Source organism: Nocardia sp. NPDC058058 (assembly GCF_042885355.1).
Classification (GTDB): Bacteria; Actinomycetota; Actinomycetes; order Mycobacteriales; family Mycobacteriaceae; genus Nocardia.
Genome location: NZ_JBHVSA010000003.1, coordinates 236,623 through 262,981, shown reverse-complemented (window position 1 = coordinate 262,981; position 26,359 = coordinate 236,623). Strand labels below are relative to the sequence as shown.

The 26,359-nt window shown below is 66.7% G+C and carries 23 protein-coding genes; 6 read left to right on the top strand and 17 right to left on the bottom strand.

What is annotated here, in order from left to right; translation table 11 throughout:
* The first annotated feature begins 6 nt into the window (after window positions 1-6).
* Complete coding sequence (locus tag ACFVUS_RS24850) at window positions 7-447, top strand: VOC family protein (RefSeq protein ID WP_387770948.1); 441 nt, start codon at window positions 7-9, stop codon at window positions 445-447.
* Between the two features lies 1 nt (window position 448).
* Here ACFVUS_RS24850 and ACFVUS_RS24845 read toward each other — a convergent pair whose 3' ends face one another.
* Both ACFVUS_RS24845 and ACFVUS_RS24840 read right to left on the bottom strand, forming a co-directional pair.
* Window positions 449-1,741, bottom strand: coding sequence for a hypothetical protein (locus ACFVUS_RS24845; protein ID WP_387770946.1), 1,293 nt, complete (start codon window positions 1,739-1,741; stop codon window positions 449-451).
* Between the two features lie 229 nt (window positions 1,742-1,970).
* Window positions 1,971-2,228, bottom strand: coding sequence for a hypothetical protein (locus ACFVUS_RS24840; protein ID WP_387770943.1), 258 nt, complete (start codon window positions 2,226-2,228; stop codon window positions 1,971-1,973).
* On the opposite strand from ACFVUS_RS24840, the gene ACFVUS_RS24835 reads away from it, so the two are divergent.
* Complete coding sequence (locus tag ACFVUS_RS24835; RefSeq protein WP_387770940.1) at window positions 2,227-3,696, top strand: hypothetical protein; 1,470 nt, start codon at window positions 2,227-2,229, stop codon at window positions 3,694-3,696. The two genes, ACFVUS_RS24840 and ACFVUS_RS24835, sit on opposite strands and share 2 nt — an antisense overlap.
* Window positions 3,697-3,728: 32 nt before the next feature.
* A complete protein-coding gene (locus ACFVUS_RS24830; protein ID WP_387770937.1) occupies window positions 3,729-5,417 on the top strand; it encodes a hypothetical protein in 1,689 nt (562 codons plus the stop codon).
* 6 nt (window positions 5,418-5,423) lie between these two features.
* On the opposite strand, the gene ACFVUS_RS24825 is transcribed toward ACFVUS_RS24830, so the two are convergent.
* Complete coding sequence (locus tag ACFVUS_RS24825; protein WP_387770934.1) at window positions 5,424-5,963, bottom strand: AEC family transporter; 540 nt, start codon at window positions 5,961-5,963, stop codon at window positions 5,424-5,426.
* On the opposite strand from ACFVUS_RS24825, the gene ACFVUS_RS24820 reads away from it, so the two are divergent.
* A complete protein-coding gene (locus tag ACFVUS_RS24820; protein WP_387770931.1) occupies window positions 5,938-6,498 on the top strand; it encodes a hypothetical protein in 561 nt (186 codons plus the stop codon). The genes ACFVUS_RS24825 and ACFVUS_RS24820 overlap by 26 nt on opposite strands.
* Before the next feature lie 7 nt (window positions 6,499-6,505).
* On the opposite strand, the gene ACFVUS_RS24815 is transcribed toward ACFVUS_RS24820, so the two are convergent.
* From ACFVUS_RS24815 to ACFVUS_RS24805, 3 genes are read right to left on the bottom strand one after another with little or no spacing between them, the layout of a single operon-like run.
* Window positions 6,506-8,338, bottom strand: coding sequence for a glycoside hydrolase family 15 protein (locus ACFVUS_RS24815; RefSeq protein WP_387770928.1), 1,833 nt, complete (start codon window positions 8,336-8,338; stop codon window positions 6,506-6,508).
* The gene (locus ACFVUS_RS24810; protein WP_387770925.1) at window positions 8,335-9,678 is read right to left on the bottom strand and encodes a hypothetical protein; all 1,344 of its coding nucleotides are present in this window, start codon (window positions 9,676-9,678) and stop codon (window positions 8,335-8,337) included. The genes ACFVUS_RS24815 and ACFVUS_RS24810 overlap by 4 nt, the downstream gene beginning before the upstream one ends.
* Entirely contained in the window at window positions 9,675-10,049 is a 375-nt protein-coding gene (locus ACFVUS_RS24805; protein ID WP_387770922.1) for a PLDc N-terminal domain-containing protein, read from the bottom strand. The genes ACFVUS_RS24810 and ACFVUS_RS24805 overlap by 4 nt, the downstream gene beginning before the upstream one ends.
* 225 nt (window positions 10,050-10,274) lie before the next feature.
* Here ACFVUS_RS24805 and ACFVUS_RS24800 point away from each other — a divergent pair, with 225 nt between their 5' ends.
* A complete protein-coding gene (locus ACFVUS_RS24800) occupies window positions 10,275-10,679 on the top strand; it encodes a hypothetical protein (protein ID WP_387770919.1) in 405 nt (134 codons plus the stop codon).
* A 7-nt stretch (window positions 10,680-10,686) separates the two neighbouring features.
* Here ACFVUS_RS24800 and ACFVUS_RS24795 read toward each other — a convergent pair whose 3' ends face one another.
* Both ACFVUS_RS24795 and ACFVUS_RS24790 read right to left on the bottom strand, forming a co-directional pair.
* Window positions 10,687-13,194, bottom strand: a complete 2,508-nt coding sequence (locus tag ACFVUS_RS24795) for a LuxR C-terminal-related transcriptional regulator (RefSeq protein ID WP_387770916.1) — start codon at window positions 13,192-13,194, stop codon at window positions 10,687-10,689.
* Window positions 13,195-13,239: 45 nt separating this feature from the next.
* A complete protein-coding gene (locus tag ACFVUS_RS24790) occupies window positions 13,240-13,617 on the bottom strand; it encodes a hypothetical protein (protein ID WP_387770913.1) in 378 nt (125 codons plus the stop codon).
* Window positions 13,618-13,945: 328 nt separating this feature from the next.
* On the opposite strand from ACFVUS_RS24790, the gene ACFVUS_RS24785 reads away from it, so the two are divergent.
* Window positions 13,946-17,329 carry a BTAD domain-containing putative transcriptional regulator gene (locus ACFVUS_RS24785; RefSeq protein ID WP_387770910.1) on the top strand — a complete coding sequence of 1,128 codons (3,384 nt, stop codon included), beginning with the start codon at window positions 13,946-13,948 and terminating at the stop codon, window positions 17,327-17,329.
* A 53-nt stretch (window positions 17,330-17,382) separates the two neighbouring features.
* On the opposite strand, the gene ACFVUS_RS24780 is transcribed toward ACFVUS_RS24785, so the two are convergent.
* Genes ACFVUS_RS24780 through ACFVUS_RS24740 form a run of 9 tightly spaced genes read right to left on the bottom strand, consistent with a single transcriptional unit; the run spans window position 17,383 to window position 26,351 of the window.
* A complete protein-coding gene (locus ACFVUS_RS24780) occupies window positions 17,383-19,605 on the bottom strand; it encodes an MMPL family transporter (RefSeq protein WP_387770907.1) in 2,223 nt (740 codons plus the stop codon).
* Between the two features lies 1 nt (window position 19,606).
* Window positions 19,607-20,044, bottom strand: a complete 438-nt coding sequence (locus tag ACFVUS_RS24775) for an SRPBCC family protein (RefSeq protein ID WP_387770904.1) — start codon at window positions 20,042-20,044, stop codon at window positions 19,607-19,609.
* Between the two features lie 30 nt (window positions 20,045-20,074).
* Entirely contained in the window at window positions 20,075-21,313 is a 1,239-nt protein-coding gene (locus ACFVUS_RS24770) for an aminotransferase class I/II-fold pyridoxal phosphate-dependent enzyme (RefSeq protein ID WP_387770901.1), read from the bottom strand.
* Entirely contained in the window at window positions 21,310-21,987 is a 678-nt protein-coding gene (locus ACFVUS_RS24765; protein WP_387770898.1) for a hypothetical protein, read from the bottom strand. The genes ACFVUS_RS24770 and ACFVUS_RS24765 overlap by 4 nt, the downstream gene beginning before the upstream one ends.
* Before the next feature lie 37 nt (window positions 21,988-22,024).
* Entirely contained in the window at window positions 22,025-23,209 is a 1,185-nt protein-coding gene (locus ACFVUS_RS24760; protein WP_387770895.1) for a hypothetical protein, read from the bottom strand.
* 1 nt (window position 23,210) lies between these two features.
* On the bottom strand, window positions 23,211-23,927 hold the full coding sequence (locus ACFVUS_RS24755) for a class II aldolase/adducin family protein (protein WP_387770892.1): 717 nt from the start codon (window positions 23,925-23,927) through the stop codon (window positions 23,211-23,213).
* 5 nt (window positions 23,928-23,932) lie between these two features.
* Entirely contained in the window at window positions 23,933-24,625 is a 693-nt protein-coding gene (locus ACFVUS_RS24750) for a dihydrodipicolinate reductase C-terminal domain-containing protein (RefSeq protein ID WP_387770889.1), read from the bottom strand.
* Window positions 24,622-24,885, bottom strand: coding sequence for an acyl carrier protein (locus ACFVUS_RS24745; protein WP_387770886.1), 264 nt, complete (start codon window positions 24,883-24,885; stop codon window positions 24,622-24,624). The genes ACFVUS_RS24750 and ACFVUS_RS24745 overlap by 4 nt, the downstream gene beginning before the upstream one ends.
* Window positions 24,885-26,351: a class I adenylate-forming enzyme family protein gene (locus ACFVUS_RS24740; RefSeq protein ID WP_387770883.1), complete on the bottom strand. Its 1,467-nt coding sequence runs from the start codon at window positions 26,349-26,351 to the stop codon at window positions 24,885-24,887. The genes ACFVUS_RS24745 and ACFVUS_RS24740 overlap by 1 nt, the downstream gene beginning before the upstream one ends.
* Window positions 26,352-26,359 lie beyond the last annotated feature (8 nt).

Sequence of the window (26,359 nt, the reverse complement as noted above, 5' to 3'; positions counted from 1 at the left end):
ACACCGTTGAAAGCGAATATCGCCGCACTCACCCTCGGCGTCGACGACCTCGAACGCTCCCTGCGCTTCTACCGGGAAGCACTCGAACTGTCCTCCCCAGGCGTCATCGGCACCGAATTCGAGGCCGATGACACTACTCCCGGCGGTGCCGTCGCCATGTTCACCCTCGACAGCGGGCTGATCCTGTCACTGTACGAGCGCGAGAACCTGGCCAAGGACGCCGGAGTCGCGCCCGAACGCATCACCGGATCACCGATGAGCCTGGGGTACTTCGTCGGTGAGCGAGACGAAGTCGACCGCATCCTCGAACGCGCGCAAGCGGCGGGCGGCACCATTGTGCGCGCACCTCTGGAACGGCCCTGGGGCATCTACGCGGGCTACTTCGCCGATCCCGACGGACACCTCTGGGAGGTCGTTTACTTCCTGGGTGGCCAACTGCCGAACTGAGTTAGGCGATTCCGGCGGCGGACAGGACCGATTCCATGATCGGGAGTGGGAGGTTGGGGTTGCGGACCGCGCCGTAGGAGGTGGTGGGGTCGTCGAGGAGTTCGAGGAGGCGGCGACGGCTCAGGCGGGGGTCCGCAGCGGTGGCGCGGCGGACTCGGGGGTCGATGTCGTGGCTGAGGCGTTCGATCAGTTCTGCCGAGGCGATGGGGTCGTGGACTACCAGGGCTCGTTCGGTGGGGTCGGGGCTGGCGGCGAGTTCGCGGAGGCGGTGGATGGGGAAGTTGGGGTGGGTGATGAGGTCGGCTCGGGTGAGCATGCGGGTTTCGCGGAGTACGTCCCAGAGGACATCGGCGGGGGCGTAAGGGTGTGTCTCGCACAGGATCAGGCGGACCATCGCGTCGTCGTCGGCCGCCAGTCGGTGCACCAGATTCCGGGGGAGCCGGGGGTTGTAGGCGGCGCTGCGGCGCAGGCCCAGATGGGTGGATTCGACCGCTCTGCGCATGAGGGCGGGGTTGTCGGTGGTGCTGGGCCAGAACGCGGGGGTGATCTGTTCGGCGGGATCGATATCGACGGCGATGATGCCGCGCACCCGGTCACCCAGTTCCTGTCGCATCGAAACGGCCACGCGCACATCGTGACTCCGATCGGCGATCAGCCTGGCGATGGCGTCCCCGGGCAGATACGGATTCTCGGCCAGCAGTCGCCGCACCCATTCGTCCCGGGTCAGCAGCGCTGCGACGGTGGCGGGGTCCAGCGGCGCGGTCGCGATCGCCTCCGACCACAGGTGCACCAAATCATCTCTGACGGTGGCTATTTGGGACAGCAGCCGGGGTAGTCGCCGCCAACTGCGGGTGGCCGCCGCCGTCCGCGTCTCGAGATCGGGGTCGTGCAGCAGCAGATCCAATACTGCCGCAGGCGGATTGGGCCAGCTCAGGCATGCCGCGGATCGCACGGCCGCGGACTCGTCGGCCACCAATTCCCGGTAGGTGTGATCGGGCAGCGGTTCCACCCTGGTGCGGAACGCGATCGGTCCGGCCGCGACGAACAGCCGGATGACGGCGCTGGTATCGGAGGCCAGCCGTGCCCGTTGCGCGCCCGGCGCGGATACGCTGCGCGCCAGCAACCCTCGGATATCGGTGTCGCGGTGCGCGACCACCGCGTCATAGATCGGGTCGGACAGCTCGGGTCGGCCGACCACCGCCGCACCACCCGGCCACCCCGAACCCAGGATCCGCAACAGCAATCGCTGCGGAGTGCTCGGGTTGCTCGCCACGCCCTCGACATTCGCGTTCACCGAGCCAAGATTTCATCTTCTGCCCCGGCACCCGCCGATGGCATTCCCAGCCCTGACTACCGCGCACCCCGCCCGCCACCCATTCGGCTCCGGCCTGCCTCGGGATCAGCGCGCCTCGTGAGTGATACTGTGCGCGCGGCCGATTTCGCACGGGCCGATTCCTGATGATCCACGGCGATTCGCCGAAGTGATTACGAGCAATACGCGTTCGATGTCCTCCCCGGCAGTGTCATGCGGGCGCGACGCGCTCCCCGAATTTCAGCGGAAGGATGAAATCGTTGCCAGGCAAGCGCAGGTCCGCCCTGATCTCGACAGCCGCTGCGGCATTGTGTGTTTCGAGCGCCGCACCGGCCGTAGCGGATGAATGGCTGCCCTTCGGTGTGCTGCCCGCGCCGGTCAGCTGCGCCGCGCTGACATTGCCGGGACGCGCTGGCGCATGGCCTTTGCCGATGCATTTCCCGAATACCGGGATCGGTTTGTGGACCATGCCATTCGCACCCGTCGAAGTCGCGGCACGACTGCCGCAACGCATCGAGTTGCGCACCGCCGAAGGCGGATTCAATGAGGTGTGGCAGTACGCGCTGCTCGGAAACGATCTATACGTCAAGGCCGTCGCGGGTGAATCCGGCTGGCGTATTCCACCGCTGCCGAATTGCCTGCGCGGGCAGATCACCGGCATCTCGGTGGATGGCTCCCGTCTGGTCGCGACCGGTCCCGAGGGCCGGGTCTACACCCTCGAATCCGCCGATCAAACACCCGAACTGTGGTGGTGGACAATGCGGTACGGCGCACCGACCTGGCTGGATCCGGCCGGTCAGCGGGTACGCCCCGGCCACCGGGCGTGGAGCCTGTCCTGGCTGGACCCGCGCTATGTGGAGCTGATTCCCTTTCGCCAGGACGGATTCTGGACCGATACCGCCGGACATGACCAGCCTGTCGGCGGTGCGGGCGTGCATACGGTGTTCGTGCTCTCGCCCGAAGGCAATCGGATCGTCATTCTCGATCCGTGGCTGGCGGGCGGGGATCCACTGCATCCGGACGATCCCGCTCGCGCCGATGATTACAGCTTCGAAATGCCCGGACCACTGGACGGCCGCTTCCGCGCGGTCAATCTGAGTGCGGCGGGTTCGACCACCTTCCTGATCAACGAGTTCGGCGATATGTACACCAGGCTCTGGGATTTCGATATCTCCGGCTCGGATACCGTGTTCTTCTCATACTCCTATGAGGATCAAACCGCGCACGATACGGCGCCGAACAATTTCGAGGGGGAGTTCGCCCGGTTCTCGTTCCTGCGGCCGTTCTTCTCGCAGTACGCGAATATTCAGTTGCCCGCGCCTTCCTGGATCAAGCAGCCGAAGATTCCGGGCGATATCACCTCGACCATCAGCATTCATCAGACCGGCGGTCGTTCCTTCGAGCGGGAATTGCGGGTGGAGGGTCGCGATGGCGACCGAACCGGGTTCTGGCACAAGCCGATCGACCCGAACACCGAATGGGTCTTCGCGCCGACGGACCGGATCCTCACCGGTGATCCGCTCGACAATCGACCGGGCGATACCGCCGCCGCGACGCTCGCCGCACCGACCGGCGTGCATTTCGACTACCGCGACCCGGCCGGATGGACGCTGAGCACACGCGACTTCGACTACGCCACCGACAAACTGCCGCTGCGGCTGTGCGCGGGGCAGGCGTGCACCGATCTGGTCGCCTACCTCGCCAGCGCTCCTCGATTGGGCTGGCAGCCGGAGGGATTGAGCGATACCGCGCGCGAATACCACGGCTTCGTGGTCATCGCGCAGGACGAGTGGGATGCCATGAACGACCGCCTCCGGCCCATCGTCGAGCAGTTCACCGGAACCGGCAGGTTCCGCAATGCCATTGTGACCGCGACCAATTCGATGCTGCGGGTGCGTACCGACGAGGGCGTGAACGTCCCCATGTCGCGGTCATGACCTCCGACTCACCAGGAACGGAAGGACATTCGATGCGTAACAGCTGGCGCGGCGGGCTCACCGCGTGGCTCACCGCACTGTCACTGCTGTGCGCCGGTCCCGCCGCGGCCGACGAGTATCTGCCGTTCGGGATCCTGCCGCCGGTATTCAGCTGCGCGGCGCTGTCCCTGCCCGGGCGTGCTGGGGCGTGGCCGGTGCCGCTGCACTATCCGAATGTCGGAATCGGTTTGTGGACAATGCCACTCGTCCCCGCCGATATCGCGGCCCGGCTGCCCCGGCACATCGATCTGCGCACCAGCGCGGGCGGCTGGAACGACGCATGGCAGTTCGCGCTGCTGGATCAGAACCTGTATGTCAAAGCCACCGAGGGCGAATCGGGGTGGCGGATTCCGCCGATGCCGAATTGCCTGCGCGGGCAGCTCACCGGCATTTCGGTGGACGGCGGGCGCTTGGCCGCGACCGGGCCGGAGGGTCGGGTGTACAGCCTGGAGTCGGCGGATCAGACACCGGAGATTTGGTGGTGGACAATGCGATTCGGCGCACCGGTCTGGTTGGATCCCTCGGGCCAGCGGGTGCGGTCCGGCTCGCGGGCGTGGAGCCTGTCCTGGCTCGACCCGGTGTACAAGGAGGTCCTGCCATTCCGTCAGGAAGGATCCTGGACCGATACGGCCGGACATGATGTGCCGGTCGGCGGAGCCGGAGTCACCACGGTGTACGTGCTGTCGCCCGAGGGGAACCGGATTGTCATCCTCGACCCGTGGCTGCCCGGCAGCGATCCATTCCATCCCGAAGACCCGACGCTCGCAGACGATTACAGCTACGAGGTGCCGGGCCCGCTGAACGGCCGGTTCCGCGCGATCAACCTCAGCTCGGCGGGCTCGACCACCTTCGTGATCAACGAATACGGCGATCTGTTCACTCGGCTCTGGGATTTCGACATCTCCGGTGCGGACACCCTGTTCTTCTCGTACTCGTACGAAGACCAATCCGCCTACGACTCCGCACCCAATAACTTCGAGCACGAATTCTCCCGCTTCCCGCAACTGCGCCCGCCGTTCAACGAATACGCCAATATCCAACTGCCCGCGCCGCGTTGGGTACGGCAGCCGAAGATCCCGGGCGAGATCACCTCGACGATCAGCATCCATCAGACCGGCAACCGGTCGTTCCAGCGTGAACTGCGGGTGGAAGGCCGTGACGCCGAGCGAACAGGCTTCTGGCACAAGCCGATCGACCCCGCCGTCGAGTGGGAATTCACCCCGACCGACCAGCCGATGCTCGCCCCGGTCCTGGACAACCGCGCCTCCGATACCTCGGCATTGACCCTGGCGCCGCCCTCGGGTGTGCACTTCACCTACCGCGATCCGCAGGGCTGGACCCTGACCACCCGCGACTTCGATTACGCCGCAGACGAAGTCCCGCTGCGCCTGTGCACCACCGATGGTGCGTGCGCCACCCTCAACGCCATGCTCGCCAGCGACACCCGCATGAATTGGCAACCCGAGGGTCTGACCACCACCCCGCGCACCTACCACGGCATCCTCGGTCTCACCCCCGACGAATCCAACTCCTTGGACCACCGCTCCGCGCGCCTGCGCCCGGTCGTCGAACAACTCACCGGCACCGGCCGTTTCCGCAATATCACGGTCAGCGCCACCACCTCGGATCTGGTGATCCGCACCAGCGACGGTCAGGAGCTGACCATGCGCGCACTGCCGTAACCGAATTCAGGACCGCACCACGGCCACCGCCCACAGCGGCAGCAGCAGGAGGGTGACCAGCGTGGACTTCACCACCACCGACGCGGCGAGATCGACGTCGGTGTCATAGGTCTGGGCGAAAATGAACAGGTTTTGCGGGCTCGGCATGGCGGCGATCAGCACGACGTAGCCGAGCCACGGCTGCGCGAGGTGAAAACCGAAGTGCGCCACGGTGTATGCCAGCACCGGGAACGCGACGCATTTCATTGCGATCAGCCAGTACTCGTCGCGGTCGGCGCCGCGCAGCTGAAGTCCGGCTGCGCCCAGATGCAGGCCGAGTGCGAACAGGGCGACCGGTGCGGCCGCCGCGCCCGCCATCGACAGGCAGTCCAATAGCCACCGCGGGGCGGGAACATTCGCGGCGTTGGCGGCGATCCCCACCCAGCAGGCCAGCACGAGCGGCGTGGTCAGGGCTGCCCGAATGCCATGCAGGACAGCGGATCCGCTGTGAACGGTGGAATCGCGGGACGCGGACTCCATGATGGCGATCACCACGGTGGTGAGCACGCACACCTTGCAACAGGATCACCGGGAAGATCGGGGACACATCCCCGAACAGCAACCCGAATACCGGGATGGCGATGTACGCGGTATTGACCTGGCAGGCAGCCATTATGCGCAGCGCGATCTCACGAGTCGTCCGGCCCCGCGCCCGGGCGATCACCGCCACCGCGGCCGCCGCCACGACCGCCGTGACGGTGTACGCGGCCAGCGCGGGCACATTGAACACCCGGCGCAGATCGGCGGCATACAGGCTGCCGAGCAGATAGGCGGGAATCGCCAGTCGAAACGCGAACTCGGAGAAAGCCTTCGACACCTCCCCGGCGATGATTCCACGACGGGCGAACAGCGCCCCGGCCGCGAACAGGAAGGCCACCGGGGCGAGTTTGCCGATCGTGACGATCAGGCCGGACAACGCCGTGCTTCCACACGCCATATGTGGGTTGTGGCGCTGTGGTTCCGGCCTCGGTGCACGATAGGCAACCTATCCGCATCGGGTGCGGCGTGCTTGCCAGGTGTACCGAGACCGGATCTCGAGTAGTGCCGGATCAGCCGACAGGTTGTGGGCTGGCGTCCATAGCTCGATCCAGGGTGAGCGCGGCGTCGATGAGCGAGAGGTGGGTGAAGGCCTGGGGGAAGTTCCCCAATTGCTCACCGGTGAGGGCGATTTCCTCGGCGTAGAGGCCGAGGTGGTTGGCGTAGGTGAGCATCTTCTCGAATACCAGCCGGGCCTGCGAGAGATTGCCCGCGCGGGCCAGGGCGTTGACATAGTCGAAGGTGCACAGGGAGAAGGTGCCCTCGGAACCGGCGAGCCCGTCGGGGGAGGCGCTCGGGTCGTAGCGGTGCACGAGGCTGTCGGTCATCAGTTCCCGGCGGATTCCCGACAGCGTGGACAGCCACATCGGATCGCGCGGTGCGACGAATCCGACCTGGGCCATACGCAATAGCGCCGCGTCCAGCACATCGGAGTCATAGCGCTGTACGAACGAGTGCCTGCGCTCATTCCAGCCGCGCTCCCAGACCTGTGCGTCGATGCGGTCGCGCTGTTGCCGCCACGAATCCACCGGTCCGGGCAGGCTGTGCCGCTCGGCCAGCCGCACGCCGCGATCGAAGGCCACCCAGCTCATCAGCCTGCCGTAGGTGAAATCGGCTCGGCCGCCGCGGGTTTCCCAGATGCCCTCCTCGGGTTGATCCCAGTTGTCGGTGAGCCAGTCGAGCAGTTCGGTCACGCGCTGCCACCCCTGATGGCTGATGCGCAGTCCCTGCCGATCCGCGGTATCGATGCTGTCCAGCAGTTCACCGTAGATATCGAGCTGAAGTTGTCCCGCCGCGTCGTTGCCGATGCGGACCGGGCGGGAGCCGCGATAGCCCTCCCAGTGCGGCAGTGTCTCCTCGCGCAGATCGGCTGTGCCGTCCACCCGGTACATGATTTCCAGCCGCGAGTCCTTGCCCTGATAGCGTCCGCGCAACCAGGCCGCGTAGTCCGCGGCCTCCACGGTGAAACCCAGTGCGAGCAGTGCCGACACCGAGAACGACGCATCCCGAATCCAGGTGTACCGATAGTCCCAATTGCGTTCGCCGCCAAGCTGTTCCGGCAGTCCGGCGGTCGGTGCGGCGACAATCGCGCCGGTGGGGGCGTAGGTCAGCAACTTCAGCGTGATCGCGGACCGGTGCACGATCTCGCGCCACCGGCCGCGATAGGTGGAGTGCGCGATCCACCCGTGCCAGAAGCGCACCGTATCGTCGAATATCCGCTCCACCTCCGGTACTCGAATCGCCTGCGGCGTGCGCACCGCACCGGCTTCGAGCACGAATCCGCGTACCTGTCCGGCATGCAGCGGCAGCAACCCGTGCAGGGCGTTGTCCTCGGAGATCTGTACCTGTGCGAGCCGTGGATCCTCGGGTTCGCGTACGGCGTGCAGCGTCAGACCGGTGTCACCGGCATCGAATATCGCGCCGTCCGCGGTGATTTGGGTCGCGTGGCCGCGACGTCCGTAATCGAAGCGCGGGGCGATGTCGAGTTCGAAGGTGATGCGCCCGCGCACGCAGCGCAGCATGCGGACCAGCCGATGACTGTCGGTGCTGTCGCGCCCGGCGGGCGGCATGAAGTCGATCACCTCACCGGTGCCGATATCGGTCATGAAGCGGGTGATCAGGATGGCGGTGTCCGGAAAGTACATCTGCCGGGTGCGAAATGGCCGCTGCGCGGGCCGAACCCGGCAGTGCCCGCCCCGCTGATGATCGAGCAGCGATCCGAATACGCTGGGGGAATCGAAACGGGGATGGCAGAACCAGTCGATGGTGCCCTCGGTGGAGACCAGCGCGGCGGTCTGCAGATCACCGATCAGGCCGTGGTCGGCGATGGACGGGTAACGGTTCATCGGTCATCTCCTCGGGTGAATTCGATTGTGGAGCTGCGTGATTCGTAGCCGGGCACGGACTGCGCGATACCCTCCAGCGCCATCAGCGACAGTCCCGCCGTTGCCGCGATTCCCACCACGACCATGGCGGTCGGATAGGACCAGAACAGCAATGCCAGCGCGGCGATGGTGAGCACGGCCAGCCGCAGCGGCATCCGCCGGCGCGCGATGAATTGTGCTGCGGCGCTGGGCTTCCGGTCGCCGGTGCGACGCTTCACCGCCGTGACCGCCCGCCGGAAGTCGTTGCGCACCGCACGCGCCGAATACGAGGGCCCGGCCAGATAGGCGGCCAGCGCCGTGCACAGCGATACGGTCGCGACCGCTCGCATACTGGTGCGCAGCGGTGCGACCACGGTGTCGAACATGGCCCGCGCGGCTTCGGGTGAGGTGGTGTCCGGCGGTATCGCGTCGAGGTACAGCCCGCGCACGATGACCAGGCCGACCCCCAGCGCCACCATGGACAGCGCGCCCGTGAGCCCGGTCAAGGCCAGCGCGCGCAGTCGACGCCCCCTCGGCGCGGACCCGACCGCACCGACGGCGCACCCCGCCGCGATCCACGGCAGCAGGGTCGCGGCCCGGTCCAGGGCGCGCACGATGCGCTGCGCCTTGGGCAGTTGAGTGTCCTCGAAGAGCACGAATCGCGCATCCACCTCCGGAATCCGATCGGCGAAGGTGAACCCGCGCTCATCGAGCCGCTCGCGCACGGTGGTCAGGATCGGTTGCAGCGCAATGCTCACGGTGCCGTTCGCGTCGACCTGCACCCCTGGTCTGGTCTGTCCGGTGACTACCCCGACCAGGCTCTGGTGCACGAGGCGGTTCGCGGTGGTCCAGGCATGTTCGAATTCGTCGCTGGCCACCAGCGTCGCGGCGGTCTGATGAATGAATGATTCCGCCTGTGTGGCAACCAGTGTCGGCAGATTGTCCAGCGCGGCGGCGATGCGCGGCCGGTCCGCGAGTTGCCCGGCGTTATCGGTCAGCGCGGTGACGGCCTGCGCGGTCGCCCCCGCGATATCGACATGGGTCACGATCGTCTCGGTGAGCCGGTCCGCCAGCTCGCTCTGGATCGCCGGATTCGAGGCGAGCGGTGCGACGGTGGCGACATAGCGATCGGTATCGAAGATCTCACCGCGAGCGAATCGGGCGGTGACCGCGCCCAGCAACACTATTCCCATGAGTGTCAGCAGCACTCCGGCCGCGGCCCAGCGCAGCGCGGGCCCGGGTCCGCGGGATTCGGCGGCCACGGCGGCGCGCAGGCGTTCCAGCTCGGTGCGTTCATCTCCGGACAGCACGGGGGAGCTCATCCGATCACCATCCGTTTGAGACTCGCGAACTCATCCGAAGTGATCGCACCCTCGTCCAGCAGCTTCTTCGCATCGGACAGCTGTGCGGTGGTGTCCGCGCGGGCGACCTGCCTGATGTAGTCGTTCTGCGCCTCCTGCCGGCGGATGCTCTCCGCGGTCGATCGGGCCGCCATCGAACCGCCGCGCGTGATCAAGTAGATCAGCGCGGTGACGAACGGCAGGAACAGCAGGCAGAGCACCCAGAGCGCCTTGCCCCAGCCCGAGACGCCGCTGTCGCGGAACAGGTCGGCAAGGATCGAGAACAGCAGCATCAGATAGGCGAAGAACAGAAAACTCAGCACGATGAACCACACGATGTCCCAGAACGACATATCGACGACCCTTCGGTGACCCGGGCTGAACCCGGAATGGGTGATATCGAATGACGGTGCGGGCGCGGCCGTCCGCACTCCTCCTCCGCCCCGGATGAGTTCGGCCGCGCTCGCCGCATCGGGGTCCGTGCCCGGTGCCGGGCTCATCCGAATCGGGGGAGGCGCGCGGCGGTGCCGAGGCGCAGGTTTCGTGGTGCACCCATCACTGTCGAGAAAGGGCTGACCATGACATTGCGCGCAGAGAGCGAGGTGCGTCAGGAGCGGGTACCGGGCGGAGCCATCGCCGCGGCGATCCTGCTGGTGACCGTCGGCGTGCTCGATTTGCTGCAGGGCATATCCGCGGTGGCCGCCGATCAGCTGTACGTCGCCGGGCTCGAATACATCTACCGGTTCGACACCACGGCGTGGGGCTGGATACACATCGTGACCGGAATCGTGTTGGTACTCACCGGAATCGGATTGATGAGCGGCACCGCGTGGGGCCGAGTCGCCGCCATGACCGTGGCATCGCTGTCGATCATCGCGAACTTCATGTCGCTGCCGTACTACCCGGCCTGGTCGATGCTCATCATCGTGCTGGATGTGGTCATCATCTGGGCGATCGGGTCCTGGCACAGCCGGGCGTCGTGAACCGCGGCTAGAGCAGTCCACTGCGGTGGGCGAGGTCGAGCGCACCGGCGCGGGAACTCGCGCCGAGTTTGGCGTAGATACCGCGCAGGTGCGTCTTGACCGTCGTGATCGATACGCCGAGCACATCGGCGATCTGCTGAGCGGTTCGCCCCGAGGGCAACTGGTTCAGCACGGTCAGCTCGGTGGCGGTCAGGCTCGGCAGCGAGCGCGGGCGGCGGATGGCGGGATGGGCACGGACGGCATCGGCGAATGCGTTGTCGCGTCCGAAGGTTCCGCTGTGCTCGTCCAGCAGCGCACCCGCGCCCGGGACATCGAGGAAGGGCCGCACCAGGTGATCGGGCGCGGCGCGGTGCACCGCGGTGGCTATGGCGGCGCGGGCCTTCGGCGGATTTCGCAGCGCGGCGCGGGCGCTCGCTTCGACCAGCCATGCGGTGATCATGCTGACCGGATGGCGGGAAAGATCCGCCGCAAGCAGCGGATCGACAAGTGCTCGAGCCGATTCCGGGCGATCGGTGATGTGGGTCAGTGCCCGCGCCAGCACGATGTCGGGGGTATCGCCCAGCCGCGACGCACACTGATCGATGAGCAGGCGCGCGGAGTGGGTCGCGTCGACCTCGATCAGGACGCGGACCACATGCGGCACCAGTCGGCCGAGCACGGCGGGTAGCAGGGGTGGGCGTCGCAACAGCACCGACAGTGCGCGACGGAGAGATTCGGCCGCATCGTATTTGTCGTCGGCCTCGTCGAAGGCGACCAGACGTTCCAACAACTCCGTGTATGGCCCCGGCGCGAGTTCGGTGCCGAGTGCGCGTCGCGCCCGCGTCTGCGTGGCGGAAACCGTTTCCCCGCAAAGGTATTCGGCGAAGGCGGCGATCGCCGTGGCTTGGCGCGCATCGTGGGAGTCGCGCAGATCGTGTGCTGAAGCGACGTCGATGCCGTGCTCGGCATGGCTCCGCATGCGCCCGACCGCGCCGCCGAGTCCGGCGACCACCGCGCGGCGGATATCGGCTCGCACCGTGAGGCGCGGGTTGCCGGTGGAGTCGGCGAGCGCGTGTGCGCGCCGGAATTGCACGTCACCGGAAGCGATATCGCCGCGCGCCATCATGACGGTGCCGATCTGAATGGCGGTGTAGCTGTCGATATCGGGTTGGCCGGTGAGCGGAATGCGCTGCGGGATAAGGAATTCGGATATCCCAGCACCAGTCGATAGCGCGATGGCGGCACTCGTGGCCAGCGACAGCGGCGTCAGCCACGACGTCGGCGCGAGGACACCCGGCTCGGTGGGACGGCGCAGCAGCAGATCCAAATGCACTGTCGCCCTGCTGATATCGCGCTGTTCCAGTGCGGCCACGGTGCGCAGCGCGCGCAGGTACGGATCGGCGGTCAGGGTGGGCCTGCCGTGCTCGAGCTGCCGAAAGAGACCGGGGCCGTTGCCCTCCAGCACCAGCCGCAATCCGTGCTCGCGCAGGAACTGTCGCAGCGCGTTCGGTTCGGTGACCTGGAGCAGATGCGGCAGTGCGGACATCGGCTGCCCGGTGGACAGATACCACTGCGCGGTGCGCGCGTGCAGTTCCGCCCAGGTGCGCTGACCGAGCCTGCGGTTCTGCGCGAGCAGATACGCGCGCAAGAGCGGATGGTAGGTGAACCGGAGATCGCCCTCGCGCGCGACGCTCCGCATCGGGAACCGGGTGCGAACCAGTTCGTCGAGAATCGGCTGCGCCGTTGTGCCCGTGACGAATTCGGCCTGTGCGGCGGTGTACGAGGCAGGCACGCTCAGGGTGGTCACGAAGTGGCGGATGTGCTCGGGCAGCGGTTCGAGGATATCCGCGTCGAACAGGTCCGCGATCGCGGGCGGTACCAGCGCCAGTTCGGCCAGCGCGGTCGGCCGATCGTGATGCGCGGCCAGATGCCGCACCGCCATCCGCACCAGCGCGGCCCAGCCGCGGGTCAATCGCATGATGGTGATGAGTTCGGCATCGGTGGCCCGGTAACCGTGCCGTTCGCACAACTCCCGCACCCGCGCCGGGCTGAAAGCCAGATCACTTGCGCGCAAGTCCGATACACCGCCGCGCAGCTCCGAGTTGTGCCAGCGCAGCGGTGGATCGTGCCGGGCCGCGAGCACCGTGGTGCGGGTGGCCGGGGCATTGTCGATGAACTCCTCCAACAGTGCGATCGATTCGGGATCGGTGATTCGGTGCGCGTCGTCGATCACCAGAACGGTGGGCCGCTCACGCGCACCCGCGCATTCCAGTAGTGCCCTGCCGAATTCGCCCGCGGCGCTGTTGTGATCGGTCAGAGTCAACTGGGCAGTGTGCACACCGGGCAGTGTGTGCCGCAGGCGATTGCCGAGCCAGTCGGTGATCAGGACGGTCTTCCCGCTGCCCGCCGGTGCGGAGATCCGCAGGACGTGACCGACGGGGGAGGCCACCGCCGCGTCGAGCCGGGCGTAGAGCTCCGGACGTGCGATGGGCGTGAACTCGTCTCGGGCGATATGTGCGCGTGATGAATCGGTCATCGTCCCACTCTCGATTCGGCAGAAAGGATTGCGTATGTACTGAATTCAGCTCGATGCGATCGGTACGAAGGGTCCGTACTCGCTCATATGACCGTCGGCCCAATTCCAGCGCGAGGTGTCGTGCACGGCTACACCCTGCTGGATACACAGTCGCCAGCCGGTGCCGGTACGCTGCCATACATCGCCGTCGCGGTCCCGATACAGGCCGAGGGCTTCCGGTTCCGAAACTTCCGAAAACTCCAGGTCCGGTGCGGAATTCGCATCGGCGGCGGGTGTCAGGAGATATCCGGTCAGCTCCATCACACGTTCGGCGACGCCCAGTAATCCGGTCAGGATGGCTTGTTGCCGCGCATCCTGGAATCGCCCGATCACATTCGTATCGCAGATTTCCCGATCGGGTCGGATATCGGCCGAGATTCCCATACTCTTCAACTCCCGAGGTCGTGGCAATGTGTCCCGCCGATTATCCGTTGGGCCGCTTCCCGATTGCTTACGCGTGACTTCCCCGTGACTTCCCATTCAATTCGATGCGATCTTGTAATTCTGCCGTGTGGCGACACCGTCGGATTCTGTGAATACAGTTGCGACGGTGCCGGTGTGTTCGGGCCGGCGGCGTGCGGTGCTGTCGGGCAATGGCTTTGATGACGCATCAAAGATTGGCCGAGATTTGTCAAGACTGTGGTACGGAGGTAATTTACCGACCACTGTCTGGGAAAGTGCTACCGATAGTTCGAGATCGGAGGAACGCCGCGTGATTACAGAGCCGAAGGTGCGGGTGTTCGGCCCGTTGCAAGTCGTGCTGGCGGGCCGGACCGCGCGGATAGGAGCGGGTCGCCAACAGGCGATCCTGGGTCGATTGGTGGTGGCCCGAGGGCGAACTCTCGCGGTCGACCGATTGGTGGAGGACGTGTGGGAGGGCAGTCCGCCACCGCACGCGCCGACCGCGTTGCAGGTTCAGATCCATAATCTGCGAAAAGTGCTGGAGCCGACGCGAAGACCTCGAACGCCCGCTCGGATTCTGGTCTCCGAAGGCAGTGGGTACGCCCTGCGTTTGGACTCGGGAAATGTCGATGCCTGGCAGTTCGAGACGCTCATGCGCGAATACGAAGAACGCGTTCACGATCCGGCCGATCACCCCGGCCCGGTGGAACGCTATCGAATTCTCGGTGAGGCGCTGAAGTGCTGGCACGGAGACGCTTTCGAATCCTTCGCCGACGCCTCCTGGGCGGCTTCGGAGGTCGCGCGACTGACCGATCTACACGCGAGCGCCATTGAGTTGCGGGCGCAGGCCGCGTTGGAACTGGATCGATTCGGTGAAGTCGTCACCACCCTGCGCCGTCATATCGAGGAATTCCCCGGCCGCGAGGAAACCGCGCGACTGCTCGCGCTGGCGCAGTATCGGCTCGGCCAGCAGGTGGACGCGCTCGCGACCGTGCGCCGCACCCGCGAGTTTCTGCGCACCGAATACGGCATCGATTCCGGGGCGAAACTGAACGACCTCGAATCGGCCATCCTGAGTCAATCCGTGGCGGGCGATCAACGCGGCCACTCCGGAATCGCCGATGAGCGCGGTAATCCCGGCGGCCCCGATCAACGCGTGGATCACGGGCCCGCGGCTATCGTCGTGACCGCCTCGGACACTCGCGAGAACGGCACACCTGTCGAACAGGCACCGCGCCCGACTTACCCGCCGTCCAGCACCGAAACCACTTGCTATCCAAACGAATTCGCCATCACTAGGTCGGCCGCGCAGGAGGTTCGCGCCGCCGGGCTCCGCCTGATCTGGCTCGTCGGTGATGTCGGCACCGGTAAGACCACGCTCGCGGCGAGTGTCGCGGCGACGCTGGCCGGGGAGGGCTGGACCACGGCGGGCGGACGCTGCCCGGAAGTGGACGGCGCGCCGCCCGCCTGGCCGTGGTCGGAGCTGCTCGCCGGATTGGGCGACGAGTCGATGTCCGAACACGATCGGGGTGCCTCGCCCGACCCTTTCACCCTCGTTCGCGCGGTCCGCCTCAGATGCCGCGAACTCGCCCGCGGTGGTCCCGTCGTGCTGGTCCTCGAGGATGTGCACCGCGCCGATGCCGCGACGCTCCAGGTGCTGTGCCAGTTGGGCACCTGGTTGCTCGATGAGCCGGTGCTGATCATCGTGACCGCGCGGGAGTGGGAATTGCCGCCCGCGGTCCGCGCCGCCGAAGCGGTGCTCGCCGATCGCATCGCCGCACGGCTGGAGCTGACCGGAGCGGATCCGGCCGGAACCCGGCAGATCGCCCGCGCGGCCGGGCTGGTGTCGGTCGATGCCGACACCGTGCGTTCGCTGCACGAAATGACCGGCGGCAACCCACTTTTCATTCGTGAGCTGTCCAAACGTATCGCGGCGCACGGCGATCGGCAGTCGATGCCCGACAGTATTCGCGCGGTGCTGGCCGAGCGAATCGAGCGGCTTCCGGCGGACGTGCGAACGGTGCTACAGCACATCGCGGTGTGGGGCCGGGCGATCGACCTCGACGTGCTGACCGGGTTGTCCGCCCTGCCGGAGGACTTGATCGTGGACTGCGTCGAAGCCGCGATGGTGGGCGGACTGGTGCGATTCGACCCGGACGGGCGCATCGAACTCTGCCACGCTCTGGCGCAGGAGTCGTTGTACCGCAGCATATCTCCGCTACGGCGTCAGCGAATGCACTGCGGTGCACTGGAGTTCATCGAGCAGATCGCGCCGCCGCAGCTGTTGGACGCCGGTGATCCGACCTTGGCGGCGCGGCACGCATTTCACGGAGCCACCCGTGCCACCGCCGCGCACGCACTCGACTATGTCATCATCGCGGCCCGCAGCCGTGATCGTGACGGCGCGCGGGGCGCGGCCGCGCGGTTATGGCGAGATGCCGTGGAACTACACGAACTCGCCGGTCACGCCGGCGCATCCGCCGACCGCCCCGACACCGTGGCGCTGCTGGACGCGCTGTGCGCGCTCACCGACGCGCTGGCGCACGACGGCAGCGCGGCGGCTGCCCGCGCCACCCGGGAACGCGCCCTGGATCTGGCCGAGTCACTCGGCGATCGGACCTACCTGATCCAGGCGATCACCTGCTGGCGCTCATCGACGCTCTGGTCGATCCGGGAGTGGCGCACCCCCGATGCCCGAATGCGTCTGGCCTTGGAAGCGATGCTCGCAGGGGAGACAACGGTGGCCGAGCGCAGTCGGCTGCTGATCGCACTGGTGTACGAATCCGAGGTCGAGGGCAATGTGCCGGGAACGCACGACCGCGCCCGCATCGCGGTCGAGTTGGCGCGTGCGTCGGGTGATGCCGAGTTGCTCTGCGCGGCACTGGGTGCGCTCGCTTTCACGGTGACCGGTCCCGCGATGCTCGACGGCTGGCGGACGGTCGCCGATGACCTGATGGACGCCGCACGTGCCGCACGCTCGTTCGGCTATCAGGCCATGGCGCATTACCTGCGGTTCCGGAGCGCCTGCCGCGACGCCGACGTCGCCGCCGCGCGCCTGCACGCGGCCTGTGCGGTCGAATGCGCCACCACCGCACAGGTGCGCCCGCTGCTGGATACGCTGTCCGCGTTCTCGGCCGTCACCGCGGTGCTGTGCGGTGATCTGGATGCGGCCGAGGCGGGTTATCGGCAGTTCGGCGTCCGCGTCGGCAGGTCCGGTATCGCGAACGAGAGCGAGGTGCTGCTACTCGGGGAATTGGTGGTGGCCTGGGCGCGCGGGGATATCTCCGGTCTGGTGGATCGGCTGGAATCGCTCTATCGGGTGGAGCCCGAATTGGTCGCCCAGCCATACATTCTCGCGCTCCTGCACGCGGGCGACCGAGTTCGGGCACGTCAGCTCTTCGATCGGCATCCCCACGTACGAGACGACTTCTACCGCCAACTCATGACGGCGTTCCGCGCATACGCCGCGATCGAGCTCGGCGCGGTGGACGCGGCAGCCGATCTCTACCGCGCCCTCGAGCCCCACTCCGGCACCCTCATCGGATTCGACAGCGGCGTAGCGACATTCGGCCCGGTGGACGCGGTGCTGGCCGATCTCGCGGAACTGTGTGGCGATTCCCGCTCCGCGCAGCGATTGCGAACCCGCGCGAAGGCGCAATCGCTGCGCGCGCGCCGAGAGCTCGATACCGCCTGATCGCCGCCGGGCGCACCCCGGCCGGTCCGGTGGACGCCGTGCCGACGCGACCGTCAGTGCTGGAGTTGGAATTTCGCCAGCAGCGGTCGTAGCGGCGCGGGCGCCCACCAGTTCCAGGTGCCCGCCAATCGCATGACGGCGGGGACCAGGAAGAGCCGAATGACGGTGGCGTCCAGCAGGATAGCCAGTGTCATGCCCACCCCGAGTACCCGGTTGACGGCGATGCCGCTGGCGATGAGCCCGGAGAACGCGACCACCATGACCACCGCCGCCGCGGTGATCACCCGGCCGCTGCGGGCGATGCCGATCGCCACCGCACGATCATTGTCCGCGCGGGTGCGGCCCGAGGCCTGCCATTCCTCCTTGAATCGGGACAGCAGGAAGACCTCGTAGTCCATCGACAGCCCGAAAGTGCTGCAGAACAGCACGATCGGGATGGTGCACACCGTCACCCCGGTGGTGACGGTGCCGAACCCGCCCAGATGTCCCTGCTGAAACACCCAGACCAGTGCGCCGAAACTCGCCGACAGCGAAAGGCTGTTGAGTACAACGGCTTTCAAGGGCAGCAGCACACTGCCGGTCAGCAGCAGGAGCAGCAGAAACGAGGAGATCACGATCCAGGCCAGCGCACGGGGAAAGGCCTGCCGGATGCCGCCGACGATATCGGCGTTCTGCTGAGCCAGGCCGCCGACCAGCACCTCGGTGGGCTCGGGCAGTGCGTGCACCGCGCCGAGCAGGTCTTTGCCCGCGGTGGTATTCGGGTCCAGGGGTGTGGCCACGGCCAGATAGGCCGGGCCGTCGATCGCCTCCGCCGGCGCGGAGAGCTGTGCGCCGCCGCCGTAATTGCCAACGGTGCCGGTCACCCCTGTCACGCCGGGCAATTGGGAGATCGCCGTCGCATACTCGCGCACCCCGGCCATCTGCTGTGGCGAAACATGGGGCATGGCAACGTAAATCGTTCCGGCCAACTGTACGGGGAAGCGTTCGCGCAGGGTATCCCCGACCTGGTGGACGGCCGCGTCCCGTGGCAGCACCCGGTCATCGGGCAGCCCGAATCGGATGCCCAGCATCGGCGTACCCAGTCCCAGCAGCGAGCCCACGATGACGATCGTCACCAGGATCGGCCGCCGCTGGGCGAACCGCGCGATGCGGTAGAAGCGGCTCTCCTGCACCGGCCGACCGGGATTGCGGCGGCGTTCGACGCGTTCGCCGAACAGCACCAGCAGTGCCGGAACACAGGTCAGCGCCAGCACCACCGAGAGTGTGACCACCGCGATGCCCGCGATCGACATCGACCGCACGAACCCCATCGGGAAGAACATCGCACCCAGTAGCGAGAGTGCCAGGGTGATGCCGGAGAACACCACCGCGCGTCCACTGCTTTGAACCGCCAGCAGGATCGCGGCGTGTTGCTCACTGCCGTCGTCGAGGTATTCGCGGAACCTGTTGATGATGAGCAGCGCATAGTCGATGGACAGCGCCAAACCCATTGCCGCACTGGCATTGACGGCGAACACCGAGACGTCTGTCGTCGTCGACAGCGCGGTGAGCAACCCGACCGTGCCGCCGATGGCGACGAATCCGGCGGCAACCGGAATCGCGGCCGCGACCGCACTGCGCAGCAGCAGCGCCAGCAGCAGCAGGCTCAGCGGCAGCGTGATCATCTCGGCGCGCGAACCGTCTTCGGTCGCTTTGTGATTCACCTCGTAGTAGGCCAGCGCCGGCCCGCCGGCGGCGACGGTGACCGCACTATCGGAACCGGTGAATCGTTCCGCGAGCCGGTGCGAGGTGTTCATCGCCTGGTTATCGTTGCCGTGCAGGCTCACGATGATCGCCGCGATCGTGCCGTCGGTACTGCGCAGCGCCGCTCCCGCCGCCGTACCGTCCCACGGTGTCAGCACACCGGCGACATCGTGTTCGGCGCGCAGTTCGGTCGCGATACGTCGCCCGGTGTCGATGACCGGCTGCCCGGTCGCGCCCGCCGGGCCGGTCACCGTGAAGACCATTTGCATGCTGGTCAATCCGAAGTGCTCCGCCAGCACCGCGGCCGCCCGCGAACCCTCGGTATCGGGTTCGAGAAACCCTCCGGCCGAGAGCTTCTCGGTGAGCGTGCTGCCCAGGGCACCGCTCACCACCAGCAGTGCGGCGGCGATGGCCAGGGTGATCTTCGGTGCCCGCATCGCGGCCGCGGCGATCCTGGCGATGATTCCGTGGACTGGCCGGGCGTGTTCGGGCGATTCGGCACCGATGCCGACCGCCGCTTTGGACGTGGTCATGTCAACCCCGCGCCGCTAGATCGGCGAGCCGGTCCAAGGTCACGATGAGCTGCTCCAGCCCATGCTTTTCCAGTGTCGTGGCCAGCACGCCGGTGATCAGGGGACCGCTGAAGTCCCCGCCCGCGGTGATCTCGGTTCCGGTGTCGATGGCGCGCAGCAGATAGGTGAATTCGCATTTCACCCCGGCCATTGCCTTGCCGCGCAGTACGAGCCGGTGCGGCCGGTCGAATTCCCGTACCGACCACCGGACTTCGCCGTTCATGCCGAGCAGGGTGACCTTGGAGACGAGTTCCGCTCCGGTAGAGAGCTTTTCGGGCGGCTCGCCCACGAAATCGCGGTGGATGCTGAACCACTGATCCCAGGTGCTCGGGCGGGTGATGGTCTCGAACAATACCTCGGGGGTGCCGGGCAGGTTCTTGGTGATGGCGATGGTTCCCATGGAGATCCTTGTCGGTGCGGGCGCGTCGAATCAGACGGACGCGGGTTCGGCTGCGTGCCGGTATGTTTCGGCGATGGTGTCGGCGGCGAATTCGAGGTCAGCGGTCGAATGCTCGGCCTGCACGCACAGCCGGAGCAGCGGTTTACCCATTCGCACGCCCGGAAAGACGCTGATGCCGATGAAGATTCCGCGTTCGAAGAGCTGATTCCACTGGTCGATGAGGGCGACCTCATCCAGGACCGGGACCGGGACGATGGGGCCGACGAGCTCGGTGCCCCAGGGTGTCGGTGTGCTACCCAGCGCGGGTATTCCCTTGGCGGTCAGCGCATCTCGCAGGAACCGCGCGTTCACCAGCAGTCGCTGCGCCAATTCCGCGCCTTCGGCGGAGCGGATAACGCGCACCGCGGCCAGGGCGGCGGCGACCGACGAGGGCGTCGCCGAAGTAGTGAACTGGTATCCGCGAGCATGGGTGCGCAGATAGTCGATGAGATCGCGTGATCCGACCACATACCCGCCGATGGATCCGATGCCTTTGGACAGGGTGCCCATCCGGATGTCCACGGCATCGCTCACCCCGTACAGTTCCACCGCTCCGGTTCGCTCGGCGCCGAGAATGCCCACCCCGTGCGCTTCATCGACCATCAGCATCGCGTCGAATTCGGTGCACAGCCCGGCGATTTCGTCGAGCGGGGCGACATCGCCCTCCATCGAATAGACGGTGTCGATGATCACCAGCGTGGGCGTGGCCGCGGTGCGGGCCAGAATCGCGCGCAGCTGGCCGGTGTCATTGTGGTCAAACCGTTCGACCGCGGCCCCGGACATTTTCGCACCGTCGTGCAGTGAGGCATGTGCCGCCCAATCCAGCACGACCGTATCGCCGGGACCCGCCAGTGCGCTGACCGTCCCGACATTGGTCTGGTATCCGGTGGTCACCACCATGGCGGCCTCGGTACCGTGCCAGTCGGCGAGTTCGGCCTCCAATTCGGCGTGAATCGCATAGCTGCCGTTGGCGACCCGGCTGCCGGTGCTGGCGCTACCGAACCGGTCGATGGCCGAATGCGCCGCCTCGACCACTTTCGGATGGCTGGCCAGGCCCAGATAGTTGTTGGAGCTCAACATGATGCGTGCGGATCCGCCGACCCGGACGTGGGTGGTGGTCGCCGCCTCCATGATCCGGAAGATCGGCGACCGATGCATATCTTCCAGGTCGCGGACGAGCAGTCGCATACCCGCGAATTCGATGCGCTTCGCAAATTTGGCAAGTGTCATCGCTGACCGATCCTTCGGACTGACGTGCGTGGAATGGGTTGGTACATACCGGCGTCGAGGCCGGGTGGAGCCCAGTCGACCGGGATCAGTTGGCGTCCGTAGCCGATATCGATAGGTGCCGCGATTCGCCAGTGCAGAATCCGCAGCATCTCCAGCATTTCCGCCGATTTGGCCTCGCTGTAGATCGGAAGGTGTTCGCGGGCGGCCATTTTCATGAGCCGCCGGACAAGTACGGTGCCGCCGCCCAGGGTGGTCGATCCGGCGTAGTAGGCGTAGATGTGCGGATAGTCCGGCTGGTGGGCCTCTGCCGCCAATCCCATACGCGCCGACTGGAAGGTTCTCGACACCCCGAGAAGGACTATCGCGGGAATGCGGAGAAACGCTGTCCACCAGGGGAATCCGCGTGGACGACGGCGTATGTAAGCAATCGCGACCGCGGATACATTGTGCTGACTGTCGAACGTCATCGCCACGTATCCGCCCAGCACCGCCGCGATGGTGATCTCGCCGCGGAAGACCCAGTAGAGCGCGCGATGGGCGCGGGTCTCGCGGCGCGGTTTCAGCTCGGCCCAGACGGGATCGGCGGTGAACGCCTGTGCCAGGATTCGCGCGGCCTGCCGCCGCGTGTCGCGGGTCAGGCACGAGGCCGGTGTCACGGGTTCGATGGATGTCATGGCTCGAAATGCCTTTCATAGCGGGAGGAGTCGCGGTTCATCCGTGCGCTCCCGGGTACAGTGCGTCGCGTTTCGCCCCGGCGGCCGGATGTCCCAGGCCGAGCAGGTACACAGCCTGATGGCCCGGCGGCAGCGCGCGATTCCAGAACTCGGGTTCGATCCCGCCGATACCGGTGACGGCAACCCGGTGCCGAGTGGCGGTCAGATAGATCGTCTGCCCCACCACCCCGGCGGCGAACAGCAGAGTTTGGCGCTGTTCGTCGATGTTCTCGTCCGCACCGCGCGGAGCGCTCAGGACGATGAAGGCATCGGCGTCGACGAGTTGCTCCTGCCCGCTGAGGCCGGTGAGTAGATCGCCGTCGAGCAGGGGTGTGCCGAGCCCCGCGCTACCGAGAACTGCGATTCCGGGCCAGGGCAGGTTCAGTTGTGCCAGTGCGGAATTCGCGGCGTGAACCGCGTCGGCGACTACGGCGTCCAGCGTTCCCGGATCTACTCCGGACCTCAGCGCGGCCGCGGAACGTCGCTCGGGCACCGCATCGAACAGTTCCCCGGGAAGCTGCCGCACGCTGTCGAACGCAATGGGATGCTCGAGCCCCGGCGGGCTGATTCGGCTCGCCCACTTCTCGAAGGCGGTCCGTCCGGCCTGGAGTCGAGTATCTCCCGCGCGGACCATGCGCCAGCCCGCTGTCGGTCCGGGTGCTGTCGGCGGGTTGACCGATCCAGCGGCCAGGATGTCTCCAATGACATTCTCGCGCAATGGGGTCGGATCAAATTGTTCGGTAAATGACTGTGCACCGGTCGTATTCGCGGACAGCAGCGCCAAATTGAAAGCCGCGTGACCGCAGTCGAGCAGGTGATACAGATACCCGCGCGGCCCGTACTTGCGCATCGACAGCCAGGGCCTGCCCACCAGCAGGCATCGATAGCGGGCGGCATCGACCGGGAACCGATCGTGAACACGCACCACGACCTGCCGCCGGGACAGATCCACCAGCGCGAGCGGACCGGAATCGGCTGCGGTGAGCAGTATTTCGTACGGATAGGTGGCGCCGGCGGAAGGCACTCGTCGGGCCTGGGAATCACCGTGGCGGCCGATCATCTCCTCGATGCGTGCCACCACCGCGGCCAGGGTGCCGGTCAGCGGTTCGATCCCGGCAATGGGCTGGGGGACCGGTTCGATCAGATCGGACCAGCCCAGCCGCGCGATCGCGATGGAACTCATCTCAGGTCCAGCTTTCGATCTCGGGGTGTTCGCGCCGCACGCCGCGCTGGGTGTGTTCCCAGTAGGAGCGCACCGACAGGTCGGCGAAGATGAAGTCGCGCTTGGCGATGACGTCGATCGCGTTCGAGACCGAATAGGCGCGGCCCGCGGCGAGCGCGTCGAGTTGCAGGCGGCAGGCCCGTTCGAGCATGAGCGCGAACACCACCGCGTGCCGCACGCTGCGCCCGGTGATTACGCTGCCGTGGTTGACCAGGAACACCGCTATGCCCTGATCGAGGCATTTCGCGATGGCCGCGCCGACTTCGATGCTGAGCACGGTATTGCTGGTCTCGCGAAACCGGTGCACCTCCCCGGCGAGCAGTGCGCCCTCGTGGCTGAGCGGTTCGAGTTCGGCATCGAGCGCGCCGAAGACCAGACCTGCCGGGGCGTGCGAGTGCACGATGCCGCCGACCTCGGGGCGAGCGGCGTAAATGGCCTGGTGCAGTGGAAGTTCCGGTGGCGCTTTGACATCCGCCGGGGCGCACGGATCGGTATCGGCGACGACGAAATCGGCCGGGGTTGCCTCATCGAAACCGGTGAGAGCGCCCTTGATGTGGAACTGTGCGCTGCCGGGCCGGCGGCACGATATCTGGCCCTGGTTGAAATCGTCGTGACCACTCGCGGACAGCGCTCGTGCGCCGACGCAGGCCTGGATGACGAGGGGAGCGGACGCGGCCATATTCGTCAATCTCCTTCGTAGAGTGCGGTAATGCGGGAATACAGCGCGTCCGTGGTGTACCAGCCCGCACCCGCGCGGGCGAGCTGCTCGCCCAGTCGGACTGCCGCCGCCGCGGCGACCGCCAGATCCCTTACCGAATGCGTGATTTCGTAGGTTTCTCCGCCGGAGGCGAACAGCACGCGATGGTCGCAGACCCGGACACCGAAGCGTTCGGAGATCACCTCCGCGCGCTTTTCCAGCGCCTCGGACAGCAGCCGGGCGGTGGCCGACGGCGCATCCACCTTGGCGGCGGTGTGGCGGTCGACGACCGTGATCTCGGCATCGAGCTCCAGCGCGTGCGCGAGGTGGCCGGAGAGCTCCACCGCTCGGGTCTGAATCCATTGCAGGGGACTGAGATTCGCGATCAACCCGACCGGGACCTCGGTGCTGAGTTCGCGTAGTCGCAGCAGATCCTCCGGACCGGGATCGGAGACGCAGTACAGCAGCGCGCTGCTGTGACGACGGCAGAACGCGATGGTCGAGGTCAACGCTGCCGGTCGACTGGCATCGATCAGTACCGCCGGTGCGCGGGTGCCGACGGTCCAGCCGCTGGTCGAGGCGGCGGCCAGCAGCGGCACCCCGCGGGCCGCGCAGACCTGCCCGATCGCCGAACCCAGTCGGCCGGTCGCACCAACGATCCCGATGCCGTCCCGGGTCACTTGACGCCCTGCTTCGCGAGGTAGGCGACGATGAGCGCGACGGTCCGCATCGAATCCAGATCGGTCTCCAGGTCGATTTCCAGGCCGTAGGTGATCTCCAGGGCGTCGATCAATCGCAGGAACGACAGCGAGGTCATCCCCGCGTCGGCGAAGGTGTGTTCGGAGCGGCGGGCGGTATCGGCGTCGATGGTGCCGTCGGTGGCGGTGGCCACCAGTGCGGAAACCGTGCCGGTGAGGTCGTCGGCAATCATGTGCCGCATCAGGAGTTCTCGCTTCCGGTTCGATCGAAAGTCGCGGTGAGCAGGGACCGCGCGGCTACGGCGCGCACCTTGCCGGTGGTGCCGCGCGGAAGTTCGGGCACCACGAGGATCACCTCGGGCACCTTGAAGCGGGCCAGGTGGACGCGCAGATGGCCGGTGAGCGCGGTGACGTCGAATCCGGAGTCGGCGGCCACCAGTGCTCCGACACAGTCGCGGCCGGTGGGTGTGGTGAGCTGGGCGATATGGCAGTCACTGACGCCGGGATAGTCCAGGATCGCGGTGCGCACCGATTCGATGCTGAACTTGCGGCCGCCGACCTCCAGGGTCGGCCGGGCCCGTCCGTCCAGGCGTAGTCGGCCGTCGACGAATGTGCCGGTGTCGGAGGTGATGTAGCTGCCGTCCTCGGCGAGGTTGCGTTCGAATTCGCCGGGATAGTTGAGGTATCGGGTGCCCATCGACGCGGTGCGCACATGCAGGATCGGCACACCGTCGTGCGCACGCGGTGCGATGCGGATCGTGGTACCGGGCAGGGGACGGCCATGGCGACCGTCTTCGGGCGCGGAATCGAAAGTGACGGGGCCGGTTTCGGCCAGACCGTAGTAGTCGCATACCGGTCCGGACAGCAACTCGAATCGCGTCGCGGTGGATTCGGGCAGCCGTGCAGCCGACGACAGTCGTAATCGAATGCCCGCCAATGCTTCTCGCGTGGCGAGTGGCATGGACTCAGCTGGGTGTGCGGCCAGTCGTTCGTATGCGGCGGGAAAGGCGACCAGGATGCTCGGCGCGGTGGCGGTGATCAATCGCAGGACGGTGCCACCCGTCGGGGGTGCGGACGACAGCACCATGGCCGCGCCAGTCAGCAGGCTCGGTATCACGGTCGTGTTGAAGGCCAGCCCGTTGTAAATGCCCGCCAGACAAAGGGTTCGGTCGGTTGGGGTCAACTCGACAGCGGCGGCCCAGGTCGTGGCGGCGTTGAGCACCGCGGCGGCGGAGAATTCGATGCATGCCGGTGTGCGCGTCGATCCCGAGGTCAACCTGCCCAATTCGGTGTCGCACGCGATATCCGGAACCGTTCCCCTGAATCCGCTGGGACGCAACGAAGTCCGGGCATCCAGGGCAACAGTCGCGCCATCGGATGGATCGCTCTCGGCCGGTTCCGATATCACGCCATCGATGCCGCAACCGTCGATCAAGGCGGCGCGTTCGTGTGCGGTCAGCGCCGGATCGGCCAGAATCGGCACCGCGCCGCCGGCCCATACCGCCAGCAGGGTCGACAGATACCCCGGATAGTTCTGGGCGGCAATCATTATGCGCGCGCCATCTCGCGGGAATGTCGCCCGCAGGATGTCGCGTTTCTGGATGTGTTCGTCGAGCAATTCGGTGTAGGTCCGTGTCTGTCTCGAACCGATGACCCGGGTGTGTGGATACCGCAGCATCGCGGCGATCAAGCTCTCATACAGCAGCATTGGCGTTC